Source organism: Streptomyces sp. NPDC001351 (genome assembly GCF_042896045.1).
GTDB lineage: Bacteria > Actinomycetota > Actinomycetes > Streptomycetales > Streptomycetaceae > Streptomyces.
In genome coordinates, this window is sequence record NZ_JBIAWS010000007.1 from 424,185 (window position 1) to 447,526 (window position 23,342).

The 23,342-nt window shown below is 71.2% G+C and carries 22 protein-coding genes and 1 tRNA gene; 18 read left to right on the top strand and 5 right to left on the bottom strand.

Annotated features, from left to right (window positions below; all coding sequences use genetic code 11):
• Positions 1 to 109: 109 nt before the first annotated feature.
• Entirely contained in the window at positions 110 to 2,506 is a 2,397-nt protein-coding gene (locus ACFY1U_RS27255; RefSeq protein ID WP_390696743.1) for an SCO7613 C-terminal domain-containing membrane protein, read from the bottom strand.
• 88 nt (positions 2,507 to 2,594) lie between these two features.
• Between ACFY1U_RS27255 and ACFY1U_RS27260 the strand changes: the two genes are divergently transcribed.
• Together ACFY1U_RS27260 and ACFY1U_RS27265 are read left to right on the top strand one after the other, a co-directional pair.
• Positions 2,595 to 3,041 (top strand): SRPBCC family protein, encoded by a 447-nt coding sequence (locus ACFY1U_RS27260; RefSeq protein WP_390696744.1) that lies wholly within the window; start codon positions 2,595 to 2,597, stop codon positions 3,039 to 3,041.
• Between the two features lie 39 nt (positions 3,042 to 3,080).
• A tRNA-Val gene (locus ACFY1U_RS27265) sits at positions 3,081 to 3,152 on the top strand.
• A 53-nt stretch (positions 3,153 to 3,205) separates the two neighbouring features.
• On the opposite strand, the gene ACFY1U_RS27270 is transcribed toward ACFY1U_RS27265, so the two are convergent.
• Positions 3,206 to 3,931, bottom strand: coding sequence for a 3'-5' exonuclease (locus ACFY1U_RS27270; RefSeq protein ID WP_266953552.1), 726 nt, complete (start codon positions 3,929 to 3,931; stop codon positions 3,206 to 3,208).
• Between the two features lie 168 nt (positions 3,932 to 4,099).
• Here ACFY1U_RS27270 and ACFY1U_RS27275 point away from each other — a divergent pair, with 168 nt between their 5' ends.
• From ACFY1U_RS27275 to thrS, 3 genes are all read left to right on the top strand, one after another.
• On the top strand, positions 4,100 to 4,666 hold the full coding sequence (locus ACFY1U_RS27275) for a DUF4365 domain-containing protein (protein WP_266953551.1): 567 nt from the start codon (positions 4,100 to 4,102) through the stop codon (positions 4,664 to 4,666).
• Positions 4,663 to 5,889 carry a hypothetical protein gene (locus ACFY1U_RS27280; protein WP_390696745.1) on the top strand — a complete coding sequence of 409 codons (1,227 nt, stop codon included), beginning with the start codon at positions 4,663 to 4,665 and terminating at the stop codon, positions 5,887 to 5,889. Before ACFY1U_RS27275 ends, ACFY1U_RS27280 begins: the two co-directional genes overlap by 4 nt.
• A gap of 120 nt (positions 5,890 to 6,009) precedes the next feature.
• Positions 6,010 to 7,986, top strand: coding sequence for a threonine--tRNA ligase (gene thrS, locus ACFY1U_RS27285; RefSeq protein ID WP_390696746.1), 1,977 nt, complete (start codon positions 6,010 to 6,012; stop codon positions 7,984 to 7,986).
• Between the two features lie 52 nt (positions 7,987 to 8,038).
• Here thrS and ACFY1U_RS27290 read toward each other — a convergent pair whose 3' ends face one another.
• Positions 8,039 to 8,695 (bottom strand): potassium channel family protein, encoded by a 657-nt coding sequence (locus ACFY1U_RS27290; protein WP_390696747.1) that lies wholly within the window; start codon positions 8,693 to 8,695, stop codon positions 8,039 to 8,041.
• Between the two features lie 67 nt (positions 8,696 to 8,762).
• Here ACFY1U_RS27290 and ACFY1U_RS27295 point away from each other — a divergent pair, with 67 nt between their 5' ends.
• Positions 8,763 to 9,323, top strand: coding sequence for an HIT family protein (locus ACFY1U_RS27295; protein ID WP_390696748.1), 561 nt, complete (start codon positions 8,763 to 8,765; stop codon positions 9,321 to 9,323).
• Positions 9,324 to 9,362: 39 nt separating this feature from the next.
• Here the strand turns inward: ACFY1U_RS27295 and ACFY1U_RS27300 are convergent, their stop codons facing one another.
• Complete coding sequence (locus ACFY1U_RS27300; protein WP_390696749.1) at positions 9,363 to 11,024, bottom strand: hypothetical protein; 1,662 nt, start codon at positions 11,022 to 11,024, stop codon at positions 9,363 to 9,365.
• A 214-nt stretch (positions 11,025 to 11,238) separates the two neighbouring features.
• Positions 11,239 to 13,437, bottom strand: a complete 2,199-nt coding sequence (locus ACFY1U_RS27305) for an elongation factor G-like protein EF-G2 (protein WP_390696750.1) — start codon at positions 13,435 to 13,437, stop codon at positions 11,239 to 11,241.
• Between the two features lie 282 nt (positions 13,438 to 13,719).
• On the opposite strand from ACFY1U_RS27305, the gene pgsA reads away from it, so the two are divergent.
• From pgsA to yajC, 12 genes are all read left to right on the top strand, one after another.
• On the top strand, positions 13,720 to 14,400 hold the full coding sequence (gene pgsA, locus ACFY1U_RS27310) for a phosphatidylinositol phosphate synthase (protein ID WP_390696751.1): 681 nt from the start codon (positions 13,720 to 13,722) through the stop codon (positions 14,398 to 14,400).
• Positions 14,397 to 15,326: a phosphatidylinositol mannoside acyltransferase gene (locus tag ACFY1U_RS27315; protein ID WP_390696752.1), complete on the top strand. Its 930-nt coding sequence runs from the start codon at positions 14,397 to 14,399 to the stop codon at positions 15,324 to 15,326. Before pgsA ends, ACFY1U_RS27315 begins: the two co-directional genes overlap by 4 nt.
• The gene (locus ACFY1U_RS27320) at positions 15,323 to 16,492 is read left to right on the top strand and encodes a glycosyltransferase family 4 protein (RefSeq protein WP_390696753.1); all 1,170 of its coding nucleotides are present in this window, start codon (positions 15,323 to 15,325) and stop codon (positions 16,490 to 16,492) included. Before ACFY1U_RS27315 ends, ACFY1U_RS27320 begins: the two co-directional genes overlap by 4 nt.
• A 303-nt stretch (positions 16,493 to 16,795) precedes the next feature.
• Positions 16,796 to 17,338: a hypothetical protein gene (locus tag ACFY1U_RS27325; protein WP_390696754.1), complete on the top strand. Its 543-nt coding sequence runs from the start codon at positions 16,796 to 16,798 to the stop codon at positions 17,336 to 17,338.
• A gap of 11 nt (positions 17,339 to 17,349) precedes the next feature.
• Positions 17,350 to 17,778 (top strand): DUF6210 family protein, encoded by a 429-nt coding sequence (locus ACFY1U_RS27330; protein ID WP_390696755.1) that lies wholly within the window; start codon positions 17,350 to 17,352, stop codon positions 17,776 to 17,778.
• A gap of 129 nt (positions 17,779 to 17,907) precedes the next feature.
• Positions 17,908 to 18,819, top strand: a complete 912-nt coding sequence (gene pdxS / locus ACFY1U_RS27335; RefSeq protein ID WP_030949436.1) for a pyridoxal 5'-phosphate synthase lyase subunit PdxS — start codon at positions 17,908 to 17,910, stop codon at positions 18,817 to 18,819.
• Between the two features lie 13 nt (positions 18,820 to 18,832).
• A complete protein-coding gene (gene pdxT, locus ACFY1U_RS27340) occupies positions 18,833 to 19,432 on the top strand; it encodes a pyridoxal 5'-phosphate synthase glutaminase subunit PdxT (RefSeq protein WP_344405748.1) in 600 nt (199 codons plus the stop codon).
• A 65-nt stretch (positions 19,433 to 19,497) separates the two neighbouring features.
• Positions 19,498 to 20,250 (top strand): YebC/PmpR family DNA-binding transcriptional regulator, encoded by a 753-nt coding sequence (locus ACFY1U_RS27345; protein ID WP_390696756.1) that lies wholly within the window; start codon positions 19,498 to 19,500, stop codon positions 20,248 to 20,250.
• A gap of 123 nt (positions 20,251 to 20,373) precedes the next feature.
• The gene (gene ruvC / locus ACFY1U_RS27350) at positions 20,374 to 20,913 is read left to right on the top strand and encodes a crossover junction endodeoxyribonuclease RuvC (RefSeq protein ID WP_099927474.1); all 540 of its coding nucleotides are present in this window, start codon (positions 20,374 to 20,376) and stop codon (positions 20,911 to 20,913) included.
• Entirely contained in the window at positions 20,910 to 21,515 is a 606-nt protein-coding gene (gene ruvA, locus ACFY1U_RS27355) for a Holliday junction branch migration protein RuvA (protein ID WP_115909326.1), read from the top strand. The genes ruvC and ruvA overlap by 4 nt, the downstream gene beginning before the upstream one ends.
• Positions 21,516 to 21,549: 34 nt before the next feature.
• Positions 21,550 to 22,620: a Holliday junction branch migration DNA helicase RuvB gene (ruvB, locus tag ACFY1U_RS27360; protein ID WP_390696757.1), complete on the top strand. Its 1,071-nt coding sequence runs from the start codon at positions 21,550 to 21,552 to the stop codon at positions 22,618 to 22,620.
• 187 nt (positions 22,621 to 22,807) lie between these two features.
• A complete protein-coding gene (gene yajC / locus ACFY1U_RS27365; RefSeq protein ID WP_390696870.1) occupies positions 22,808 to 23,320 on the top strand; it encodes a preprotein translocase subunit YajC in 513 nt (170 codons plus the stop codon).
• Positions 23,321 to 23,342 lie beyond the last annotated feature (22 nt).

Consider the following 23,342-nt stretch of genomic DNA (forward strand, 5'->3'; position numbering starts at 1 on the left):
GGGGGCCGGGGAACTGCGCTTGCTTTTCGTCTGCGGGCCGTATGTGGCTGGTCGCGCCCACGCGGCGGAGCCGCAAATCGGCAGAGCCCCGCGCCCCTTTGGGGGCGCTTCAGTTCATGGTCGTCAAGATGTCCCGTACTCGGCGGACATCCCTGAGGCGGCGCTCGTAGGTTGCGCCCAGTGCCAGCAGGAGCAGGCCGGCGAGGGCGAATGGCACCCAGCGGGGGACGGCGCCGGTCAGCTGGACCAGGTAGGGGGCCAGTTCGTGCAGGGCGTCCAGGGTCAGCACCGAGCCGCCCAGGACGAGCGGCGCCTGGAGGCGGTGGCGGGCGCCCAGGAGGGTGGTCAGCAGGGCCGCCGCGCCGAGCAGCAGCGGGCGCGTCCAGTGCGGGTCGTGCCAGGCCGCGACGAGGCTCGGCAGCAGGGTGGCGGCGAGTCCGGCGCCGTACGCCGTCCACGACGACGCCTGCGGATCGCGGGACCTGCGCCAGGCGCCGACACACAGCGCCGGCACGGTGACCGGGAGCGTGTACGCCTCGACGGTGCCGACGTCCCAGGCGGCCAGCCGGACCCAGCCGGCCAGCAGGAACAGGGCGGCGGCCGCACAGCCTGCGGGGCGGCGGTCGGGGCGTACCGCCGTGCCCGCCGCGATCACTCCGCACAGGGACAGCACCAGGGCGAGCATCGGCGGGGCGGTGATCGCGAGGCCGACGGCCAGCAGCCCGGCGGCGGCTCCGGTCACTTCGACCGGCACGCGCGCGTGGCTCTCACTCAGGCGCGCGGCGAGCAGGGCCGCGGCCGCCGGGACCACCAGGACCAGCAGCGCCGTGTGCTGCGGCCGCCAGTCGGCCGCCAGACCCGTCGCGCACGCCAGCGCGGTGGCGTACACAAGCGCGGCCGGGGCCGTGAAGGGTGCGAGGTGCGGCCGCAGCGAGGCAGCGGCGAACAGTGCCGCCAGGAGGGACAGCACGGTGAGGGTGGCCGGCTGCGAGGCCAGCGAGAGGAAGGCGAGGGAGACCGAACCGCCCAGGGCGAGCGCGGTGCCGGTCACGGGCAGAAGCCGGAAGGCCGCCGCCGCGAGGGCCGCTCCGGTCACCACGACCTGCAGCAACAGGGCGGCGGAGTAGGGGAGTTGGAGGACCGCAGGCAGCGTCATGACGGTGGCCCAGACGAGGAGCGTCGCGCCGGTCAGCGCCTGGGGCCGCCGGGTCTCACCGCGGACCAGCAGGGCCAGCACGGCCGCGACGACCACCGGGCCGAGGAGCAGCTGACCGGGATACGACGGCCACGGCATGTGGACGGCCGCAGCGACCCGCGCGTCCGAGGGCGCACCGGTCCACCAGCGCTCCGCCCAGCCCAGCGGGCCCAGCAGCGAAACCACCAGCAGCGGCAGCGCACAGGCCACGGCGAGCGTCTGCACCGCCGCGGAGGCCTGGACCAGCCCCCGCCGCACCGGCTCGGGCAGCCGCACCCGCAAGGCCGCCAACAGGGCGATGCCACAGGCCAGGTACCCCGGTACGGTCCATCCGTCCGGCAGCGTCACCCGCAGCACGCCACCGACCGCGGCGACCAGGAGCAGACCGCCCGGCACGGCGTTGCCCGTCGCCACGGCCGGCCTCGGCAGCCGCCAGGCGGCGACCAGCGCGATCGCCGCCGCAAGGGTGAGGAGCGCCGCCGCACGGGCGGCGGCGCCCGGACCGGCTGCATCCCACGAGAGCCAGCCGGCCGTCAGTGCACCCAGGGCGCCCGTTCCGTATGCGCCGACCGCGGCGAGGACACGTACGGACCGGGCGGTCACCCGGAGCGCCACACCTGTGTCGAACCCGGCCGTCACCAGCAGCGCGGCCGCGATCCCGGACGCCCCCGCGCCGGCCGAGATCGCCCAGAACAGCAGCGGGAGCTGGGCCGCGGCCAGCGCGGCGGGCAGCGGCAGCCGCAGCCCGGCCGCACGCGGCAGCAGACCGTACGCCGCCCAGAGCCCCGCCAGCAGCGCCGACGCGATGGCCGTGTACCCCGCCCCGTCCGTCCCCATGAAGGCGACCTGCCGCAGTGCGTACGCGTCCAGCACCGTCAGCGCCAGTCCCAGACCGGCCACCGACTCGGCCGTCGAACGCAGCCCGCGCCGCAGCAGGACGAACGGTGCGCCGAACGCGGCCACCGTGACCGCGCCGAGCACGAGGGCCCGCGCCGCGATCCCCAGTTCTCCCCAGCTGACCAGTGTGAACACCATCGCGGCGACGGTGAGCAGAACCCCGCCGAGCAGCAGCAGAAGGTTCTGCACACCGGGTGCGGTGGCCTCCCGACGAGACGTCTTTACGGGCGCCTGCGGCGGGTGCACCGGGCGCGCCGCCTGGAGCGCGGCGACCAGCCAGGCACGGCGATGGAGCAACTGGGCCCGGCGGGCGTCCAGTTGCCAGAGCTCGGCGTCGAGGAGCCGCAACTCCTCGGCCGGGGGCGGAACATGCGTCATGACTCGGAGTGTGGTCCGCGTCACGTCGTACGGCATGAGTGCGGGTACTCAGCCATGTACTCAGTTCCGCCACCACGTGGCTCGGATCCGGGGGCGAACGCCCGGGCAGGGGCAGACTCTCCCCATGGACTGGACGCACTACCGCTTCCGCAGCCGCTGGGTCCTGCCCGCCTCGCCCGCCACCGTCTACGACGTGCTGGAGCGGGCCGAGGAGTACCCCCGCTGGTGGCCCCAGGTGCGGGAGGTGACCCGGCTCGACGACACCACCGGCGTCATCCGGATCCGCTCCCTCCTCCCGTACGACCTGCGCTTCACCGCCCGCGAGGCGCGCCGCGACCCCGGCGCGGGCGTCCTGGAGATCGTCATGTCCGGCGACATCGAGGGCTGGGCGCGCTGGACGATCACCGCCCAGGGTGCGGACGCTCTCGCCCGCTTCGAGCAGGCCGTCCACGTGCACAAGGCGCTGCTGAGGCGGTTCGCCGTGCCGGGCCGGCCGGTGTTCCGCGCCAACCACCGGCTGATGATGCGGGCCGGGCGGCGAGGCCTGGTCACGTACCTGGAAGCGGTTTGAAGGAAACCCGCGAAGACCTGTATGGTTCAGTGCGTTCCCGGGCGATTAGCTCAGTGGGAGAGCGCTTCGTTCACACCGAAGAGGTCACTGGTTCGAACCCAGTATCGCCCACCGGGAAAGGCCGGTCCGCAGCAGCGGACCGGCCTTCTGCATGTCGGCGTGCTTCATGCCGCCGCCGGAAGATCCGGCCGCAGTGGCCACGCCGGGTTCACTATCTCCTCCGTGCCGCTCTTCGCGAACCACGCCTGCAGACCGCGCGCCTGGGCCGCGTGCCAGGTGGTCTGCAGGGCGTGCAGCTCGGCGGGGGACAGGCGCTCCAGCCGGGCGGCGAAGCGACGCCCGAGGGCCCGTACGACGTCCAGCGCGGCCAGGGCGTCCGCCGCCGCGTCGTGCGCGCCCTCCAGCGTGACGCCGTAGTGCGCGCACAGATCGGTCAGGGTGCGGCGGCCCTTGCGGTAGCGGTCCAGGTGCTTGTCGAGGACCCGGGGGTCGAGCACCCGCAGCGTCGACGCCTCGAACCAGCGGTCCAGCGACGAGGCGCGATGGCGGCGCAACTCACGGTCCAGGAGCGTCAGATCGAACGGCGCGTTCATCACCACGAGCGGACGGGCCATCGCCGCCTGCTCGGCCAGTTCCTCGGCTATCTCGTACATCACCGGCGCCGGCCAGCGGCCGTTGCGCTGCAGGTGTTCGTCCGTCAGCCCGTGCACCGCCGTCGCCGCCTCCGGCACCGGCACACCCGGGTTGACCAGCCAACGGGTCATCCGGGGCCGGCTGCCCGGGGCGTCCTGGACGACGACGGCGGCCGACACGATCCGGTCGGTCTCGACGTCGACACCCGTGGTCTCCGTGTCGAAGGCGGCCAGGGGCCCCTCGTACCAGGTCGTCATGCCTATACAACTCCTCGTTCACCCACGGCAGCTGACGTCCCGTCTTCTGCCTGTTTGGTGATACCCGGGCTGTTTGCGCCGTACGCCGGAAGGACACAACAGGAGTACGGGTCTTTGCAGTTCAGCGGCCCGCAGCGGGGAAACTCTTGGCGTGGAAGGCTGTTGGTCATGGCGATAGCGCAGCCCGAGCGGGGCGGGCTGCTGCCCGAACGTGCGGGCCCCCTTCGCGGCACACTCGCCACCACCGCCTGCATGGAGACACTGCAGGTGGGTTATCTGCACGCCGTCGCCGCGGCGGCCGGCTGCTCGCTGTCGCAGCCGTTTCCGGACAACGGCATCGACTGGCACGTCAGTCACGGCTCGCCCGGGCACACCGTCGACGACGAGGTGACCATCAAGGTGCAGCTGAAGTGCACGTACCAGGTCGCGCCTAACCCGCCAGGACGTTTCTTCTCCTTCACGCTCGACAACGACCATCTGCGCAAGCTCGCGCGCACGCCCGTCTCGGTGCACAAGATCCTGGTCGTGATGCTCGTCCCGAGATCCCAGGACGACTGGCTGCGCGCCAGCCACGACCGTCTCGACCTGCGGCACTGCTGCTACTGGGTCAACCTGGCCGGCCAGCCGGTCACCGGGCGGACCCGGACCACCGTGCGGATACCGACCTCACGCATCTTCGACGACCGGGCGCTGTGCGAGATCATGACGCGGGTCGGGGCCGGAGGCAGACCATGACGCACCGCCCGCTGGAGGAGCCGCTGCGGCCCGTCAGGCCGCACCCGGTCGAGGCCTCCTGGCACCGTCCCCCCGAGCCCGACGAGGTCGACCCCGCCGTGCTCAGCGCCCTGCTGCACCGGCACGGCTGGGAGCGGCGCGGTGGAGCCGCCGGACGCTACGGCCGCTGGACCCCGCCCGGCCCGGGCGGCGGCGGGACGAGCCTGCTCGTGCCCGAGAGCCGCGCCTTCCCCGACAGCGACGACCTGCTCGGCGAGGCGCTCGTCGCGCTGACCCGCAGCGGCACGCCCTCCGCGCGCGAAGTACTGGTCGGGCTCGCCGTGCCCAGCGACGAGATCCGCTGGTGGCGGGATGTGCCGAGCGGTCCCGCCGGCTCCGCGCCCTGGGTGGTCGAGGAGCAGCTGCGCGCTTCGGCCCGCCAGATGCTGCTCGCCGGAGCGCTCGCCACGCGCGCGCGTGCGGGCTATTACGGCGCCCGGCACCGCCGCGCCGCCGCCGCGCTGCTGGAGAGCGTCCTCGTCGGCTCCGCGGCCGGGGGCGGCCGGCTGACCGCCTTCGTGCCCGTCGTCACCGGGCGGCAGCTCCCCGTACGCCTCCACCAGGCCCTGTACGCCGCTCGCGAGGCCATCGACTACCAGCGGGCCACCGGCGGCATGGACGCCTTCGACGGCGCCGTCGAGGCGGGCGTGAGCCGTGAGCTCACCGAGGCGCTGATCGCCCTGGTGCGCGGCACCGAGGGCGCCCGGATCGCCGTCGAGTGGGCACCGGCCGCCGGGGTGCCCGAGGACTGCGTGGCGGGCGTCGAGCCGGTGGAGTTCTCACCGGGCGACCTGCCCGTGCTGCGCGAGGCCGGGGCCCGCTATCTGCGCGAGGAGCCGTCCGTGCCCGTGCGGATCACCGGCACCGTGGTGCGGATGCGCAGGTCGGGGCCGCGCGGGGAGGGCAGCGTACGGCTGCGGGTGATCGCGGGGGCCGAGGTGCCGCACGTCCGGATCACGCTGGACGAGGAGGACTACCGCATCGCCGGGCACGCCCACCTCGTAGGGCTGCCCGTGCGGCTGCACGGGCGGCTGGAGAGCCGGGGCGGCTTCCGGCGGCTGACGGGAGCCTCTGGCGTCGCACCGGTGCAGGTGGAGGAAGCGGAGCGGGACCGGCTGATGAAGTCGCTGCAGGAGAACCTCGACTTCTTCGAAGAGGCCTGCAGCGGAGAGGATGACGACTGAGCGCGGGCCTGCCTGCACGAAGGGCGGCCGTTTCGCGGTCGGAGGGTCGGGGTCGGTACGATCCCCTATTGCGCGCGCTCCTGGTATGGCGCCGCAACCACCTTCAGTCAGGAGAGACCGGTGTCAGACGTCCGTGTGATCATCCAACGCGATTCCGAGCGGGAAGAGCGCGTGGTGACGACGGGCACTACGGCCGCCGAGCTCTTCGCCGGCGAGCGCTCGATCGTCGCCGCGCGCGTGGGCGGCGAGCTCAAGGACCTCGCCTACGCGCCCGCCGAGGGCGAGGTCGTGGAGCCGGTGGAGATCTCCTCCGAGGACGGCCTGAACATCCTGCGCCACTCCACCGCGCATGTGATGGCACAGGCCGTGCAGGAGCTGTTCCCCGAGGCCAAGCTGGGCATCGGCCCGCCGGTCAAGGACGGCTTCTACTACGACTTCGACGTCGAGAAGCCGTTCACGCCCGAGGATCTCAAGGCCATCGAGAAGAAGATGCAGGAGATCCAGAAGCGCGGGCAGAAATTCGCCCGTCGTGTGGTGACCGACGAGGCGGCCCGCGAGGAGCTGGCCGACGAGCCGTACAAGCTGGAGCTGATCGGCCTCAAGGGCTCGGCGTCGAGTGACGACGGTGCGGACGTCGAGGTCGGCGCGGGTGAGCTGACGATCTACGACAACCTGGACGCCAAGACCGGTGAGCTGTGCTGGAAGGACCTCTGCCGCGGTCCCCACCTGCCCTCGACCCGCAACATCCCGGCGTTCAAGCTGATGCGCAACGCGGCCGCCTACTGGCGCGGCAGCGAGAAGAACCCGATGCTCCAGCGCATCTACGGCACCGCCTGGCCGTCCAAGGACGAGCTCAAGGGCTACCTCGACTTCCTCGCCGAGGCCGAGAAGCGCGACCACCGCAAGCTCGGCAGCGAGCTCGACCTGTTCTCCATCCCGGAGCAGATCGGTTCCGGCCTCGCCGTCTTCCACCCCAAGGGCGGCATCGTCCGCCGGGTGATGGAGGACTACTCGCGCCGTCGGCACGAGGAGGAGGGCTACGAGTTCGTCTACACCCCGCATGCGACGAAGGGGAAGCTCTTCGAGACGTCCGGGCACCTGGACTGGTACGCCGAGGGCATGTACCCGCCCATGCAGCTCGACGAGGGCGTGGACTACTACCTCAAGCCCATGAACTGCCCGATGCACAACCTGATCTTCGACGCGCGCGGCCGCTCCTACCGTGAACTGCCGCTGCGCCTCTTCGAGTTCGGGACCGTGTACCGGTACGAGAAGTCGGGCGTCGTGCACGGCCTGACCCGTGCCCGCGGCTTCACCCAGGACGACGCGCACATCTACTGCACCCGCGAGCAGATGTCGGACGAGCTCGACAAGACGCTCACCTTCGTCCTCGGCCTGCTGCGCGACTACGGTCTGACCGACTTCTACCTGGAACTCTCCACCAAGGACCCGGAGAAGTTCGTCGGCTCGGACGAGGTCTGGGAAGAAGCGACCGAGACGCTGCGTCAGGTCGCCGAGAAGCAGGGCCTGCCCCTGGTTCCCGACCCGGGCGGCGCCGCCTTCTACGGGCCGAAGATCTCCGTCCAGACCAAGGACGCCATCGGCCGGACCTGGCAGATGTCGACGATCCAGCTCGACTTCAACCTGCCGGAGCGCTTCGACCTGGAGTACACGGGTCCGGACGGCTCCAAGCAGCGCCCGGTCATGATCCACCGCGCGCTGTTCGGCTCGATCGAGCGGTTCTTCGCGGTGCTCCTGGAGCACTACGCGGGCGCCTTCCCGGCCTGGCTGGCCCCGGTCCAGGCGGTCGGCATCCCGATCGGCGACGGGCACGTGGAGTACCTGGAGAAGTTCGCCGCGGCCGCGAAGAAGCAGGGCCTGCGGGTCGAGGTCGACTCCTCCTCCGACCGCATGCAGAAGAAGATCCGAAACGCCCAGAAGCAGAAGGTGCCCTTCATGGTCATCGCGGGCGACGAGGACATGTCGGCCGGTTCGGTCTCCTTCCGCTACCGCGACGGCTCGCAGGAGAACGGCATCCCGTTCGACGAGGCCATCGCCAAGATCGCGAAGGTCGTGGAGGACCGGGCGCAGGTCTGACCGTCCGGTCCGGCCGGCCTGGTCCGCCGGTGTCCGAGGGCCCTCGGGAGGTTCAGCCTCCCGGGGGCCTCTCGTCGTCCTCGCGGGCGAAGACCTGCAGCACCCAGGAGGCGAAGGTACCGGTCACCGCGCCGAGCAGGGCCAGCCCGACGACCATCATCCCGACCGCGATCAGCCGTCCCAGCGGCGTCACCGGCACGATGTCGCCGTAGCCGACGGTCGTCAGGGTCGCACAGGCCAACCAGACGGCGTCCCCGAAGGTCCGCACCGACGTGCCCGCAGCCCCGCGTTCCTGCTGGTAGAGGGCGAGAGCCCCGGCGAAGCCGAGCAGGACCGTCGCCAGCCCGGAGTACGCGATGACGCGCGCGTGCAGCGCGAGCCGGGGCTTGCCGTGCCGCCGCTGCACGGCTTCGTAGACCTTGACAATCCGAAGGGGCCGCAGCAGCGGCAGAATCAGCACCACCGTGTCCAGCAAGTGCCTCCGCACGAACCTGTGCCCCTGCCCGCTCAGTCGCCACAGCACCGCGTAGTTGAAGGCGAACAACGCCCAGGAGAGCAGCAGCACCGCGAGCGCCAGCTCCTGCACGGGGGCCGCCAGACCGGGTGCCAGGACGCGGATCGCGTACGAGGCGAGGAAGGCCAGCGATGCGACGGCGAGCGGCAGCTCGGTCCGCTGCTCCCAGAGGGCTGCGCGAGTGTCATCGTCCACCGGCCCAGCTTGGCCCGGAGCGCTTTTCGCACAACCCCGCCGACACGCCGCGAACGGGCGACGCCATATGCTGCATGGCATGACGAGTGAGCCGGAGCAGCAGTTGGGAGTGGGGGTCCAGGACGCGTTCCAGCGCCTGTGGACGCCCCACCGGATGGCCTACATCCAGGGCGAGAACAAGCCGACCGGCCCCGGCGCCGACGACGGCTGCCCCTTCTGCTCCATCCCGGCCAAGTCCGACGAGGACGGGCTGATCGTCCGGCGCGGTGAGCAGGTCTACGCCGTGCTCAACCTGTACCCGTACAACGGCGGCCACCTCATGGTCGTCCCCTACCGTCATGTCGCCGACTACACCGACCTCACGGACCCCGAGACCGTCGAGCTCGCCGCGCTCACCAAGCAGGCGATGACGGCCCTGCGGACCGCCTCCGGTGCCCACGGCTTCAACATCGGCATGAACCAGGGCACGGTCGCCGGTGCCGGCATCGCGGCCCACCTCCACCAGCACATCGTCCCGCGCTGGGGCGGCGACACGAACTTCATGCCGGTCGTCGGCCACACGAGGGTGCTGCCGCAGCTGCTGGCGGACACCCGGAAGATGCTGGCGGAGGCCTGGCCTTCGGCGTAAAGCCTCCGCGTCGTACCCGTCCTGCGCGTCGTAGACGTCCTATGCCTCGTACACGTCCGCTTTCTTGGGCGTGGGGTCCTGGACCTGCGTGCTCAGGAACGCCGACCTGGTGCCGAACTTCTCCGTGTCCACGCCGTTCTCCTCGAGGACCCGTATCGCCGCCGCGTGCACCACCCGCAGCACCGGCGTGGCGGCGCGCAGCGCGTCGTCGGCCATGAAGCGGTGGCGCCAGGGCTGGTCGGCCCAGGCGTGCCGGAGGCCGAAGGGCTCGGGCAGGGCTATCGTGCCGCCCAGCCAGTTCAGCAGCGGCGGGTACCAGGAGAGCGGGGCGCGGACGGCCAGCCGTACGACTTCGTCGGTGGTGACCAGCGGGAGGGACACCTTCCGGGTCTCCCACGGCTTGAACGACTTCTGGACCTCCTTCGTCGGCGCCTCGGGCTTGCTGGTGAACAGGGAGTTCACCGGACCGAGCGCGTGCCCGGTGACCTCGATGCGCAGTGTCTCGTGCAGCACGGTCACCGTGATCATCATGGTGATGACCAGCTGTCCGTCCCACAGGGTCCACTGCACGCCCAGGTAGTGCCGGTCGCCCGCGCCGAACTGCTGCTTGTTGCAGATGTCCTGTATCGCGTGCGACTTGACCTGGTAGGCGTCCACGTCCGTGCCCTCGGGCCGGGAGACCTCCTTCGCGCCCTCGCCGATCGGTGTGACGATCCAGTGCCGCACGGAAGGGGTCGGGAAGCCGCCGGTGTTGAGCGTGTTCCGCTCCAGCATGCGCAGCTGGTCGTGGATCGAGCGGATGACGTCCCAGCTGCGGAAGGGGTGGATCTCCCGGGTCGGGTCGGCGGGCACCAGGTCCTCCGCGAGCTGCCAGCTGCCCCAGCGGGTGCCCATCCCGAGGATGCCCTTCGGGCCGGCGTAGAACACGGAGTTGGACTGCTGCTCGGCGCTCAGCTTGGCCAGGGACTGGCGCAGTGCGTCCGCCTTCGTCTCGCCCGGGCTGGTCGGCACCGCCTCGGGCACCTTGGCCCCGATGCTGCTGCCCGCCAGCAGGCTGTCCCAGCGCTCACGCAGGTCCTTCGCCGTCCGCTCGCAGATCTGCCGGGCCCAGAACCAGCCGATGACCGGCATGATCACCGAGGCTCGCGCATACCAGGCCCAGAAGCCCGTGAACGGCATGCGGATCAGGAAGATCACGGCGAGGGCGCCCACCGCCACCAGCAGGGTGGTGGCCAGCGCGCCGGCCCGCTTGTCGTCGCGCTTGGCGACGGTGGTGCGGATCGAGAAGACCAGCAGCCAGACGAGGAGGCCGGGCAGGAACAGCAGGCCGCACAGCACCATCACGATGCTCAGCAGATTGTCCCGGTCCTTGCGGATGTTGTTCGCCGCCAGACAGTGCTCGACGACGACCGGGGGCTCGGCGCCGAAGGACTGGATGAGCGGCTTGCGGCCGGCGCCCACCATGCGGTCCACCACCGCCCGCGAGTAGGCCTCACCCAGGTTGGGCCGGAATATCCTCGCCCATTTCAGGCCGGGTTTGACGGTGGTCTCATGCCACTCGTTGTCCGCCTTCTTGATGTCCGCGACCGGATTGTCCCGGTAGGCCGCGGAGGCCAGCGCGAACGTGGCTGTCTGGCCCTCGTTGCCCGTCCGGGGCACCTGGGGGCCGAAGATGTCCCCGTAGCCGCTCTCAACGGTCATTCCCGCCCCCGATCGCCGCCGACGTCGCTTCTGCGGCTTTCCCGACTTCCTTGCTTCGCACACCTGTTGATCAGGTCGTCACGGTACTCGCCTGACAACTTGATCAGGTCATCAGCGTATCCGCAGGCACTGACATTCGTCGGCGGACGGCCGAAGCCGCCCGCCGACGGAGGGGAGCGTTCCACAAAAGCGACTTGGAAGCGCCCGGCGCCAACTACGAGGCGTCGCGCGCCTCTTCACGGATCCTTTCTGCGATCTGCGGAGGCATCGGCTCGTGCCGTGCGTAGGAGCGGTTGAAGCGCGCGGTGCCGTGCGAGAGGGAGCGCAGGTCCACGGCGTACCGTCCGATCTCGATCTCGGGCACCTCGGCTCGTATGAGTGTGCGGTTTCCGGTGGTCTGTTCCGTGCCGAGCACCCGGCCGCGCCGTCCGGACAGGTCGCTCATCACGGCGCCCACGTAGTCGTCGCCGACCAGGACGGTCACCTCGGCCACCGGTTCCAGCAGATGGATCTTCACGTCGGCCGCCGCCTCCCGCAGCGCCAGCGCGCCGGCCGTCTGGAAGGCCGCGTCCGAGGAGTCCACGGAGTGCGCCTTGCCGTCCAGCAGGGTCACCCGGACGTCGATGAGCGGATAGCCCGCCGCGACTCCCTTGGCCGCCTGGGCCCTTACGCCCTTCTCGACCGAGGGGATGAACTGCCGCGGCACCGCACCGCCGACGACCTTGTCCACGAACTCGATGCCCGAGCCGCCGGGCAGCGGCTCCACCTCGATCTCGCAGATCGCGTACTGCCCGTGCCCGCCGGACTGCTTCACATGGCGGCCGCGGCCCGCCGACTTGCCCGCGAACGTCTCCCGCAGGGAGACCTTGTGCGGGATCACGTCGACCTGGACGCCGTAGCGGCTGCGCAGCCGTTCCAGCGCCACGTCCGCGTGCGCCTCGCCCAGGCACCACAGCACCACCTGGTGGGTGTCCTGATTCTGCTCGAGCCGCATGGTCGGATCCTCGGCGACCAGCCGGGAGAGACCCTGCGAGAGCTTGTCCTCGTCCGCCTTGCTGTGCGCCTGGATGGCGAGCGGCAGCAGCGGGTCGGGCATCTGCCACGGCTCCATGAGCAGCGGGTCGTCCTTGGCGGAGAGGGTGTCGCCGGTCTCCGCCCGGTTCAGCTTCGCCACGCACACCAGGTCGCCCGCGATGGCGTGCGTCACGGTGCGCTGCTGCTTGCCGAAGGGGGTGGACAGCGCCCCGATGCGCTCGTCGACGTCGTGGTCCTCGTGCCCGCGGTCCGCGAGCCCGTGCCCGGACACATGCACCGTCTCGTCGGGGCGCAGCGTGCCGGAGAAGACGCGGACCAGGGAGACCCGGCCGACGTAGGGGTCCGAGGCCGTCCGCACGACCTCGGCGACCAGCGGGCCGTCCGTGTCGCAGGCCTTCACCTCGCGCGGCTTGCCGTCGATCGTGGTGACCCCGGGTGTGGGGTGCTCGAACGGGGTCGGGAAGCCGCCCGTGACCAGTTCCAGGAGCTCGACGGTGCCGAGGCCCTGCTTGGCGCCCTCGGCCGCGGGGGCGGCGGCCAGGACCGGGAAGAAGACCCCGCGTGCGACGGCCCGCTCCAGGTCCTCGACGAGCGTCTTGAAGTCGATCTGCTCACCGCCCAGATAGCGGTCCATGAGGGTCTCGTCCTCGCTCTCCGAGATGATCCCCTCGATCAGCCGGTTGCGGGCCTCCTCGATCCGGGGCAGCTGGTCCTCGCCCGGCTCCGACTCCTTGCGCTCGCCGGAGGAGTAGTCGAAGACCTTCTGCGACAGCAGCCCGGTCAGCCCCGTCACGGGCGCGTGCCCGTCCGGGCCCTGCGGGCCGTGCAGCGGCAGGTAGAGCGGCAGCACGGCGTCGGGGTCGTCCCCGCCGAAGGCCTCCGCGCAGGTCCGCGTCATCTCCTCGAAGTCCGCCCGGGCGGCCTCCAGGTGGGTGATCACGATCGCCCGTGGCATGCCGACGGCCGCGCACTCCTCCCACACCATGCGGGTCGAGCCGTCCACGCCGTCGGAGGCCGAGACGACGAAAAGGGCCGCGTCCGCCGCTCGCAGACCGGCCCGCAGCTCCCCGACGAAGTCGGCGTATCCGGGGGTGTCGAGGAGATTGACCTTGATGCCGTCCCATTCGACCGGCACCAGGGAGAGCTGCACCGAGCGTTGCTGCCGGTGCTCGATCTCGTCGTAGTCGGAGACGGTGCCGCCGTCCTCCACGCGGCCCGCCCGGTTCACTGCTCCCGCGGTGAGTGCGAGAGCTTCCACCAGTGTCGTCTTGCCCGATCCGCTGTGGCCGACCAGCACCACATTCCGTACGGACGCGGGGTGGTCGGCCGCTGTAGCCCTGCCGGCGGCTCCGGGGTGTGCGCTTGCCTTGTCGCCCATGGCCTTGCCTCCCGTGCACGGTGAGGTCACTGTGGGCGCGGGCATGCCGGGCCGCGTGCGGTGGCGGCTCCGATGACGCCCGCGGTTCTTCGAGCTTTCCACTCCCGTCACGGTGCGTCCATACGAAGGACGTGATCGCACCACCCGCCCCCGCCCCGGGCCGTCCGCCCGATCTCCCCGCAGACGTCCGGGTGCCCGGCAGTCGCACACGCGCGCGCGTGGCTACGATGGGCCAGCCGGAGGCCAGCAGGGGCCGCGGCCACACCGACCGTCGGGAAGGCCATGCTGAACAAGTACGCGCGTGCATTCTTCACGCGTGTCCTCACGCCGTTCGCCGCGTTTCTCATCCGCCGGGGCGTCAGCCCCGACACGGTCACGCTCCTCGGCACCGCCGGCGTTGTCGCGGGCGCACTGGTCTTCTACCCCCGGGGTGAGTTCTTCTGGGGCACGGTCGTGATCACGCTGTTCGTGTTCTCCGACCTCGTCGACGGCAACATGGCCCGCCAGCTGGGCCGCACCAGCCGCTGGGGCGCCTTCCTGGACTCCACCCTCGACCGGGTCGCCGACGGCGCGATCTTCGGCGGATTCGCCCTCTGGTACGCGGGAAGCGGCAACGACAACGTCCTGTGCGCCGTCTCGATCTTCTGCCTGGCCAGCGGCCAGGTGGTCTCGTACACCAAGGCCCGCGGCGAGTCGATCGGACTGCCGGTCGCCGTCAACGGACTCGTGGAGCGCGCCGAACGCCTGGTCATCTCGCTGGTCGCGGCCGGGCTCGCCGGACTGCACAAGTTCGGAGTGCCGGGCATCCAGTACCTGCTGCCGATCGCCCTGTGGATCGTCGCCGTCGGCAGCCTGGTCACGCTCGTCCAGCGGGTGGTCACCGTCCGTCGCGAGTCGGCGGAGGCGGAGGCCGCGGCGGCCTCCCCCGACAACGCCTCACAGGGGAGCGAGGCGGCGAAGTGAGCCTGCGCGATCAGCTGACGGACGCGCTGTACGGCCTCGGCTGGGGCACCGTCAAGAAGCTCCCGGAGCCCGTCGCCGTACGGCTCGGCCGCTCCATCGCCGACCTCGCCTGGAAACAGCGCGGCAAGGGCGTGCAGCGCCTGGAGAGCAACTACGCGCGCGTGGTGCCCGATGCGAGCCCCGAGCGTCTCGCCGAACTCTCGCGCGCGGGCATGCGCTCGTACCTGCGCTACTGGATGGAGTCCTTCCGGCTCCCGGCGTGGAGCGCCGAGCGGATCAAGGGCGCCTTCGACCCCAAGGACGTGCACTACCTGACCGACGGGATCGCCTCCGACCAGGGCGTCATCCTGGCGCTCCCGCACATGGCCAACTGGGACCTCGCGGGCGCCTGGGTCACCACCAAGCTCGAGACGCCGTTCACGACCGTCGCCGAGCGCCTCAAGCCGGAGACCCTCTACGACCGCTTCGTCGCCTACCGCGAGGGCCTCGGCATGGAGGTCCTGCCGCACAGCGGCGGCACCGCCTTCGGCACGCTCGCCCGGCGGCTGCGCGACGGCGGCCTGGTCTGCCTGGTCGCCGAGCGCGACCTGTCGTCCTCGGGCGTAGAGGTCGAGTTCTTCGGCGAGCCCACCCGGATGCCGGCCGGCCCCGCGCTCCTCGCCCAGCAGACCGGCGCACTGCTCCTGCCGGTCACGCTCTGGTACGACGACTCGCCCGTCATGCGGGGGCGTGTGCACCCGCCGGTCGAGGTACCCGAGACAGGTAGCCGCGCCGAAAAGACGTCTGTCATGACACAGGCGCTGGCCGATGCCTTCGCCACCGGGATCGCCGACCATCCGGAGGACTGGCACATGCTCCAGCGCTTGTGGCTCAAGGACCTCGATCCTGCGAAGAAACCCCCGGCTCCCGAGAAGGGCGTGTCGTGAGGATCGGCATCGTCTGCCCGTACTCCTGGGACGTGCCGGGCGGCGTCCAGTTCCACATCCGCGACCTCGCCGAGTACTTCATCCGCCTGGGCCACGAGGTGTCGGTCCTGGCTCCCGCTGACGACGACACGCCCCTGCCGCCGTACGTCGTCTCGGCCGGACGGGCGGTCCCGGTGCCGTACAACGGCTCGGTGGCCCGGCTGAACTTCGGCTTCCTGAGCGCCGCCCGGGTCCGGCGCTGGCTGCACGACGGCGAGTTCGACGTCGTCCACATCCACGAGCCGACCTCGCCCTCCCTCGGCCTGCTGACCTGCTGGGCGGCCTCCGGCCCGATCGTGGCCACCTTCCACACCTCCAACCCGCGCTCGCGGGCGATGATCGCCGCCTACTCGATCCTCCAGGCGGCCCTGGAGAAGATCAGCGCCCGCATCGCGGTGAGCGAGTACGCCCGGCGCACGCTGGTGGAACACCTCGGCGGCGACGCGGTCGTCATCCCGAACGGCGTCGACGTCGACTTCTTCGCCCGGGCCAAGCCCAAGGCTCAGTGGCAGGGCGACACCATCGGCTTCATCGGCCGCATCGACGAGCCCCGCAAGGGCCTTCCGGTGCTCATGAAGGCGCTGCCCAGGATCCTCGCCGAGCGCCCGCAGGCCCGGCTGCTGGTCGCCGGGCGCGGGGACGAGGAGGAGGCGGTCGAGTCGCTGCCCGCCGAACTGCGCCCGCGCGTGCAGTTCCTCGGCATGATCAGCGACGAGGACAAGGCCCGCTTCCTGCGCAGCGTCGACCTGTACGTCGCGCCGAACACCGGCGGCGAGAGCTTCGGCATCATCCTCGTCGAGGCCATGTCCGCCGGCGCCCCCGTCCTCGCCTCCGACCTGGACGCCTTCGCCCAGGTCCTGGACCAGGGCGCGGCGGGCGAGCTGTTCGCCAACGAGGACTCCGGCGCGCTGGCCGAGGCGGCCGTGCGGCTGCTGGGCGACCCGGAGCGCCGGGCCGAGCTGCGCGAGCGGGGGAGCGCCCACGTACGGCGTTTCGACTGGTCGACGGTCGGCGCGGACATCCTGTCGGTGTACGAGACGGTGACGGCGGGAGCGGCCGCGGTCGCGGCGGCGGAGGACGAGCGGGGACCGGGCCTGCGGGGGCGGTTCGGTCTGGCACGGGACTGAGCACGCCGGCCGGGCGGGTCCGGGCGGGCGGCGCGTCGACCATCCGGCTCTCGACGAGCCCTGGCACCACTTCGACGAGGCCGCCCTATTCCATCGCAGCGTCCTCGGCCTGTTCGCCCACGCGCGCGTGGACGTCGCCGGACGTGTATGGCCTGTTGCGCGGCCATGCCGCCACCGGGCCGACGGCCGCGTGCGCATCGCCCCTGTCCGTCGGCCGCGGCGCGCCGCCTCCGCGGGGAGCGACCGGGCCCGGCCGACAGCTGATCGCAGCGGCGCCTCGGCGCACCGCTAACCTTGCCGCCCGTGACCGCAACCCTCATCTGGATCCTCGTCGCCCTCCTGGCGATCGGCCTGTACCTGAGCTGGACGGCGGGCCGTCTGGACCGGCTGCATGCCCGCATCGACGCCGCGCGGGCCGCCCTCGACGCACAGCTGCTGCGCAGGGCCTCCGTGGCCCAGGAACTCGCCACCTCCGGGGTCCTCGACCCGGCGGCGTCGATCGTCCTGTACGAGGCGGCGCACGCCGCCCGGCAGGCCGAGGAGGACCTGCGGGAGGTCGCCGAGAGCGAGTTGAGCCAGGCGCTGCGGGCCGTCTTCGCCGAGGCGCCCCAGGTGGAGGCGGTCCGCGAGGCGCCCGGCGGGGAAGCGGCCGCCCACGAGCTCACCGAGGCCGTACGCCGGGTCCCGATGGCCCGCCGCTTCCACAACGACGCCGTGGGCGCGGCCCGCCGCCTGCGCGAGCACCGCAAGGTCCGCTGGTTCCGCCTGGCCGGCCACGCCCCCTTCCCGATGGCCTTCGAGATGGACGACGAGCCACCGGCGGCGCTGGTCGACCGCGCGGCCTAGGGGCCCCGGCCATGAGCGACGGGAGACGCCGCGTCTTCCTCGACCTGGAGGGCAACGACAACGGCACGGTCTTCGTCATCGTGGCGGCGCGGACCGGAGTGGTCTACGAGGTCCAGGGCGGCGGCCACGGCTGCGTACCGTACGAGCTGGAGGGCTATGTGCTGCCGGTGCCGGGAAGCGGCCTCGACGACGAGCTGAAGGACATCTTCGCGGGCGAGCTGCGGGGGGCCGGCGCCCAAGGCCTGACCTGGCCTCCGCCGCTGCTGGAGCGGCTGCGGGCCGCGGTCGCGCTGCATGTCTACGGCTCCGCCAACCGGGACGACCTGTATCCCACGCCCCTCGTGCTGGACGAGTCGCGGCTGGCCGAGGCGGACGAGGCGTGGGTGCCGGTTCTGACGCCGGACGGGCCGGGCGTCCTGGTCTGGGAGAACTCCGACTGAGGCGCCCGCCGAGGGACGCCTGAGGAGAAAAGGATCCACCGACTTCTCATTGGCCCTTGCTGTGGACTGGCCCACTCACGTTTCCTCGGTGCTTGCAGAAACCCTCTTTCACTTCAGTGAGGTCAACCCGTGTCCAGCACGCTCTCCGAAAACCAGGCCCCCGAGACCGGCACCGCGCGCGTGAAGCGCGGAATGGCCGAGCAGCTCAAGGGTGGCGTGATCATGGACGTCGTCACGCCGGAGCAGGCGAAGATCGCCGAGGACGCGGGCGCCGTCGCCGTCATGGCCCTGGAGCGGGTCCCGGCCGACATCCGCAAGGACGGCGGCGTGGCCCGGATGTCCGACCCGGACATGATCGAGGGCATCATCGAGGCCGTCTCCATCCCGGTCATGGCCAAGTCCCGCATCGGCCACTTCGTCGAGGCCCAGGTGCTGCAGTCCCTCGGCGTCGACTACATCGACGAGTCCGAGGTCCTCACCCCGGCCGACGAGGTCAACCACTCCGACAAGTGGGCCTTCACCACCCCCTTCGTCTGCGGTGCCACCAACCTGGGCGAGGCCCTGCGCCGCATCGCCGAGGGCGCGGCCATGATCCGCTCCAAGGGCGAGGCCGGCACCGGCAACGTCGTCGAGGCCGTCCGCCACCTGCGCCAGATCAAGAACGAGATCGCCCGTCTGCGCGGCTTCGACAACAACGAGCTGTACGCCGCCGCCAAGGACCTGCGGGCCCCGTACGAGCTGGTCAAGGAGGTCGCCGAGCTGGGCAAGCTCCCGGTGGTGCTGTTCTCCGCCGGTGGCGTCGCCACCCCCGCCGACGCCGCGCTGATGCGCCAGCTCGGCGCCGAGGGCGTCTTCGTCGGCTCCGGCATCTTCAAGTCCGGCGACCCGGCCAAGCGCGCCGCCGCCATCGTCAAGGCGACCACCTTCTACGACGACCCCAAGATCATCGCGGACGCGTCCCGCAACCTCGGCGAGGCCATGGTCGGCATCAACTGCGACACCCTCCCCGAGGCCGAGCGCTACGCCAACCGCGGCTGGTAAGGCACCGGATCACATGAACACCCCCGTCATAGGCGTCCTGGCCCTCCAGGGCGACGTACGGGAGCACCTCATCGCCCTGGCCGCGGCAGACGCCGTGGCCAGGCCGGTCAGGCGCCCCGAGGAACTCGCCGAGGTGGACGGCCTCGTCATCCCCGGCGGCGAGTCCACCACCATCTCCAAGCTGGCCGTACTCTTCGGCGTGATGGAGCCCCTACGCGCGCGCGTGCGTGACGGAATGCCCGTCTACGGCACCTGCGCGGGCATGATCATGCTCGCCGACAAGATCCTCGACCCGCGCTCGGGCCAGGAGACCATCGGCGGCATCGACATGATCGTGCGCCGCAACGCCTTCGGACGGCAGAACGAGTCCTTCGAAGCGGCGGTCGACGTCCGGGGCGTCGAGGGCGATCCTGTAGAGGGCGTCTTCATCCGCGCCCCCTGGGTGGAGTCCGTCGGCGCCGAGACCGAGGTGCTCGCCGAGCACGACGGCCACATCGTCGCGGTCCGCCAGGGCAACGCGCTGGCCACGTCGTTCCATCCGGAACTGACCGGCGACCACCGCGTGCACTCCCTGTTCGTCGACATGGTGCGCGCGAACCGGACAGCGGAGTAACACCGGAGTCCTTGTAGGATCTCTGGCGTTCGTTCATAGATGGGTTACGCGAAGGAGACAGGCAGATGTCCGGCCACTCTAAATGGGCCACGACGAAGCACAAGAAGGCCGTGATCGACGCCAAGCGCGGCAAGCTCTTCGCGAAGCTGATCAAGAACATCGAGGTCGCGGCGCGCATGGGCGGCGTCGACCTCGACGGCAACCCGACGCTCTACGACGCCGTCCAGAAGGCCAAGAAGCAGTCGGTGCCGAACAAGAACATCGACTCCGCGATCAAGCGCGGCGGTGGTCTCGAGGCCGGTGGCGCCGACTACGAGACGATCATGTACGAGGGCTACGGCCCGAACGGCGTCGCGGTGCTCATCGAGTGCCTCACCGACAACCGCAACCGCGCCGCCTCCGATGTCCGCGTCGCCATGACCCGCAACGGCGGCAACATGGCCGACCCGGGCTCCGTGTCGTACATGTTCAGCCGCAAGGGCGTCATCATCGTCCCCAAGGGCGAGCTGACCGAGGACGACGTCCTGGGTGCCGTCCTGGACGCGGGTGCCGAGGAGGTCAACGACCTCGGTGAGTCCTTCGAGGTCATCAGCGAGGCCACCGACCTGGTCGCGGTCCGCACCGCCCTCCAGGACGCCGGGATCGACTACGACTCCGCCGACTCCAGCTTCGTGCCGTCCGTCCAGGTCGAACTGGACGAGGAGGGCGCCAAGAAGATCTTCAAGCTGATCGACGCGCTCGAGGACAGCGACGACGTGCAGAACGTCTTCGCCAACTTCGACGTCAGCGACGAGGTCATGGAGAAGGTCGACGCGTAACGCTGCCGCGAACGAAGCGGTTTCGGCGGGCCGGTGGGACAACACGTCCCACCGGCCCGCCGCCGTTGTCGGTGGCAGCGGCTAGCCTGGCGTGAAGTCAAAGATCACTGAGGGGAGGGGCGCGTGCGGGTGTTGGGGGTGGACCCTGGGCTCACGCGATGCGGTGTCGGCGTGGTCGAGGGGGTCGCGGGCCGGCCGCTCACCATGGTGGGCGTCGGTGTCGTACGGACGCCCGTGGACGCCGAGTTGGGGCAGCGCCTCGTCGCCATCGAGCAGGGCATCGAGCAGTGGCTGGACGAGCACCGGCCCGAAGTCGTCGCCGTGGAACGCGTGTTCAGCCAGCACAACGTACGGACCGTGATGGGCACCGCCCAGGCCAGCGCCGTCGCCATGCTGTGCGCCGCGCGCCGCGGTCTCCCCGTCGCCCTGCACACCCCCAGCGAGGTCAAGGCCGCCGTCACCGGCAGCGGCCGCGCCGAGAAGGCCCAGGTCGGCGCCATGGTGACCCGTCTGCTCCGGCTCGACGCACCCCCGAAACCGGCCGACGCGGCCGACGCCCTCGCGCTCGCCATCTGCCACATCTGGCGCGCACCCGCCCAGAACCGGCTCCAGCAGGCGGTCGCCCTGCACGCAGCCAACGCAACGAAAGGCCGTACGGCATGATCGCCTTCGTGAGCGGCACGGTCGCCGCACTCGCCCCCGACGCCGCCGTGGTCGAGGTCGGCGGTGTCGGCATGGCCGTGCAGTGCACCCCGAACACGCTCTCCACGCTCCGTCTCGGCCAGCCGGCCAAGCTCGCCACCTCCCTCGTCGTACGGGAGGACTCGCTGACGCTCTACGGCTTCGTGGACGACGACGAGCGCCAGGTGTTCGAGCTGCTGCAGACCGCGAGCGGCGTCGGCCCGCGGCTGGCGCAGGCGATGCTGGCCGTGCACACCCCGGACGCCCTGCGCCGGGCGGTGTCCACAAGCGACGAGAAGGCTCTCATCGCCGTCCCCGGCATCGGCAAGAAGGGCGCCCAGAAGCTGCTGCTGGAGCTCAAGGACCGGCTCGGCGAGCCGATCGGCGCCCCAGCCGTCGGTACGGCGGTCACCTCCGGCTGGCGCGACCAGCTGCACGCAGCGCTGATCGGCCTCGGGTACGCCACCCGCGAGGCCGACGAGGCAGTGTCCGCCGTGGCACCGCAGGCCGAGGCGGCCGGGGGCACGCCCCAGGTCGGTCAGCTGCTGAAGGCGGCCCTGCAGACCCTCAACCGCGCCCGCTGACCCACCTGCGCCACCCCAGTGAGGAGAGATCTCAGTGAACTGGGACGACCCGACCGACGCCCCCGGACCCGAGCGGCTGGTGGGCTCTGTCGCCGACCGTGAGGACCAGGCCGTCGAGGCCGCCCTGCGCCCCAAGGACCTGGACGAGTTCATCGGCCAGGAGAAGGTCCGCGAGCAGCTCGACCTGGTCCTGCGCGCCGCACGCGCGCGTGGCGCCACGGCCGACCACGTGCTGCTCTCCGGCGCCCCGGGCCTCGGCAAGACCACCCTCTCGATGATCATCGCGGCCGAGATGGGCGCCCCCATCCGCATCACCTCCGGCCCCGCCATCCAGCACGCCGGCGATCTCGCCGCGATCCTCTCCTCCCTCCAGGAGGGCGAGGTCCTCTTCCTCGACGAGATCCACCGCATGTCCCGGCCCGCCGAGGAGATGCTCTACATGGCGATGGAGGACTTCCGGGTCGACGTCATCGTCGGCAAGGGCCCCGGCGCCACCGCCATCCCGCTCGAACTGCCCCCGTTCACGCTGGTCGGCGCCACCACGCGCGCGGGCCTGCTGCCGCCCCCGCTGCGCGACCGCTTCGGCTTCACCGCGCACATGGAGTTCTACGAGCCGGCCGAGCTGGAGCGCGTCATCCACCGCTCGGCGAACCTGCTCGACGTCGAGATCCAGGCCGACGGCGCCGCCGAGATCGCCGGCCGTTCCCGCGGCACGCCCCGCATCGCCAACCGGCTGCTGCGCCGGGTGCGCGACTACGCCCAGGTCAAGGCCGACGGAATCATCACGCGGGAGATCGCGGGGGCGGCCCTCGCGGTGTACGAGGTCGACGCCCGCGGCCTCGACCGGCTCGACCGCGGTGTGCTGGAGGCTTTGCTCAAGCTTTTCGGCGGCGGGCCCGTCGGACTGTCCACCCTCGCCGTCGCCGTGGGGGAGGAGCGCGAGACCGTCGAAGAGGTCGCCGAGCCCTTCCTCGTGCGGGAGGGACTGCTCGCGCGTACCCCCCGCGGCCGGATCGCCACGCCTGCCGCATGGGCGCATCTGGGCCTCACCCCGCCCCGCTCGGCGTCTGCGGGAAACGGACAACAGGACCTGTTCGGGACGTGATGCCTTTGTGACGGCGCGGGCATTGGCCGGGCCAGGAACCCAGGTGCCATGCTGAGCGTTGTTCCTTGCGCGCGGACTCGCTTAGACTCCGCCGATGCCGCCTTTGTCGGCGGTATACATACCCCCATCCATGAGGCCGCTCTCCATCGCGGTCGTGCGAAGGAAATTCCGTCCCGTGAATATCACCATGCTCCTCCCGTTCATCGTGCTCATCGGGGCCATGTTCCTCATGACCCGCTCGGCCAAGCGCAAGCAGCAGCAGGCCGCGACGATGCGCAATGAGATGCAGCCCGGCAGCGGCGTCCGCACGATCGGGGGCATGTACGCGACGGTCAAGGAGGTCAACGAGGACACGGTCCTCCTCGACGCCGGCCCGGGCGTCGAGCTCCTCTTCGCGAAGAACGCCATCGGTTCCGTGCTCAGCGACGACGAGTACAACCGCATCGTGCACGGCATCGAGCACGACCTGAAGTCCGACTCCGACCTGGTCCCGGACGACGCCTCCTCCCTCACCGAGACCGACGACTCCGCCGACGAAGCTGCCGCCGCCTCCGACGACAAGTCCGTCGACCTCGACAAGAAGGACGCGCCCGAGGAGCCGGCCGACGACACCCCGGCCGCCGAGGCCACGTCGGACGAAGAGCCGAAGAAGTCGGACGAAGAGCCGAAGAAGACCGACGGCGACTCCGAGGCGAAGTAGTCACCTCCCGGGCGCGCGGCCG

Bases quoted from the DNA above. Each gene is read 5' to 3' on its own strand.
- ACFY1U_RS27255 (WP_390696743.1), bottom strand. From the start codon at position 2,506: ATGCCGTACGACGTGACGCGGACCACACTCCGAGTCATGACGCATGTT.
- ACFY1U_RS27260 (WP_390696744.1), top strand. From the start codon at position 2,595: ATGGACTGGACGCACTACCGCTTCCGCAGCCGCTGGGTCCTGCCCGCC.
- ACFY1U_RS27270 (WP_266953552.1), bottom strand. From the start codon at position 3,931: ATGACGACCTGGTACGAGGGGCCCCTGGCCGCCTTCGACACGGAGACC.
- ACFY1U_RS27275 (WP_266953551.1), top strand. From the start codon at position 4,100: ATGGCGATAGCGCAGCCCGAGCGGGGCGGGCTGCTGCCCGAACGTGCG.
- ACFY1U_RS27280 (WP_390696745.1), top strand. From the start codon at position 4,663: ATGACGCACCGCCCGCTGGAGGAGCCGCTGCGGCCCGTCAGGCCGCAC.
- ACFY1U_RS27295 (WP_390696748.1), top strand. From the start codon at position 8,763: ATGCTGCATGGCATGACGAGTGAGCCGGAGCAGCAGTTGGGAGTGGGG.
- ACFY1U_RS27300 (WP_390696749.1), bottom strand. From the start codon at position 11,024: ATGACCGTTGAGAGCGGCTACGGGGACATCTTCGGCCCCCAGGTGCCC.
- ACFY1U_RS27305 (WP_390696750.1), bottom strand. From the start codon at position 13,437: ATGGGCGACAAGGCAAGCGCACACCCCGGAGCCGCCGGCAGGGCTACA.
- pgsA (WP_390696751.1), top strand. From the start codon at position 13,720: ATGCTGAACAAGTACGCGCGTGCATTCTTCACGCGTGTCCTCACGCCG.
- ACFY1U_RS27330 (WP_390696755.1), top strand. From the start codon at position 17,350: ATGAGCGACGGGAGACGCCGCGTCTTCCTCGACCTGGAGGGCAACGAC.
- pdxT (WP_344405748.1), top strand. From the start codon at position 18,833: ATGAACACCCCCGTCATAGGCGTCCTGGCCCTCCAGGGCGACGTACGG.
- ACFY1U_RS27345 (WP_390696756.1), top strand. From the start codon at position 19,498: ATGTCCGGCCACTCTAAATGGGCCACGACGAAGCACAAGAAGGCCGTG.
- ruvA (WP_115909326.1), top strand. From the start codon at position 20,910: ATGATCGCCTTCGTGAGCGGCACGGTCGCCGCACTCGCCCCCGACGCC.
- yajC (WP_390696870.1), top strand. From the start codon at position 22,808: ATGCTCCTCCCGTTCATCGTGCTCATCGGGGCCATGTTCCTCATGACC.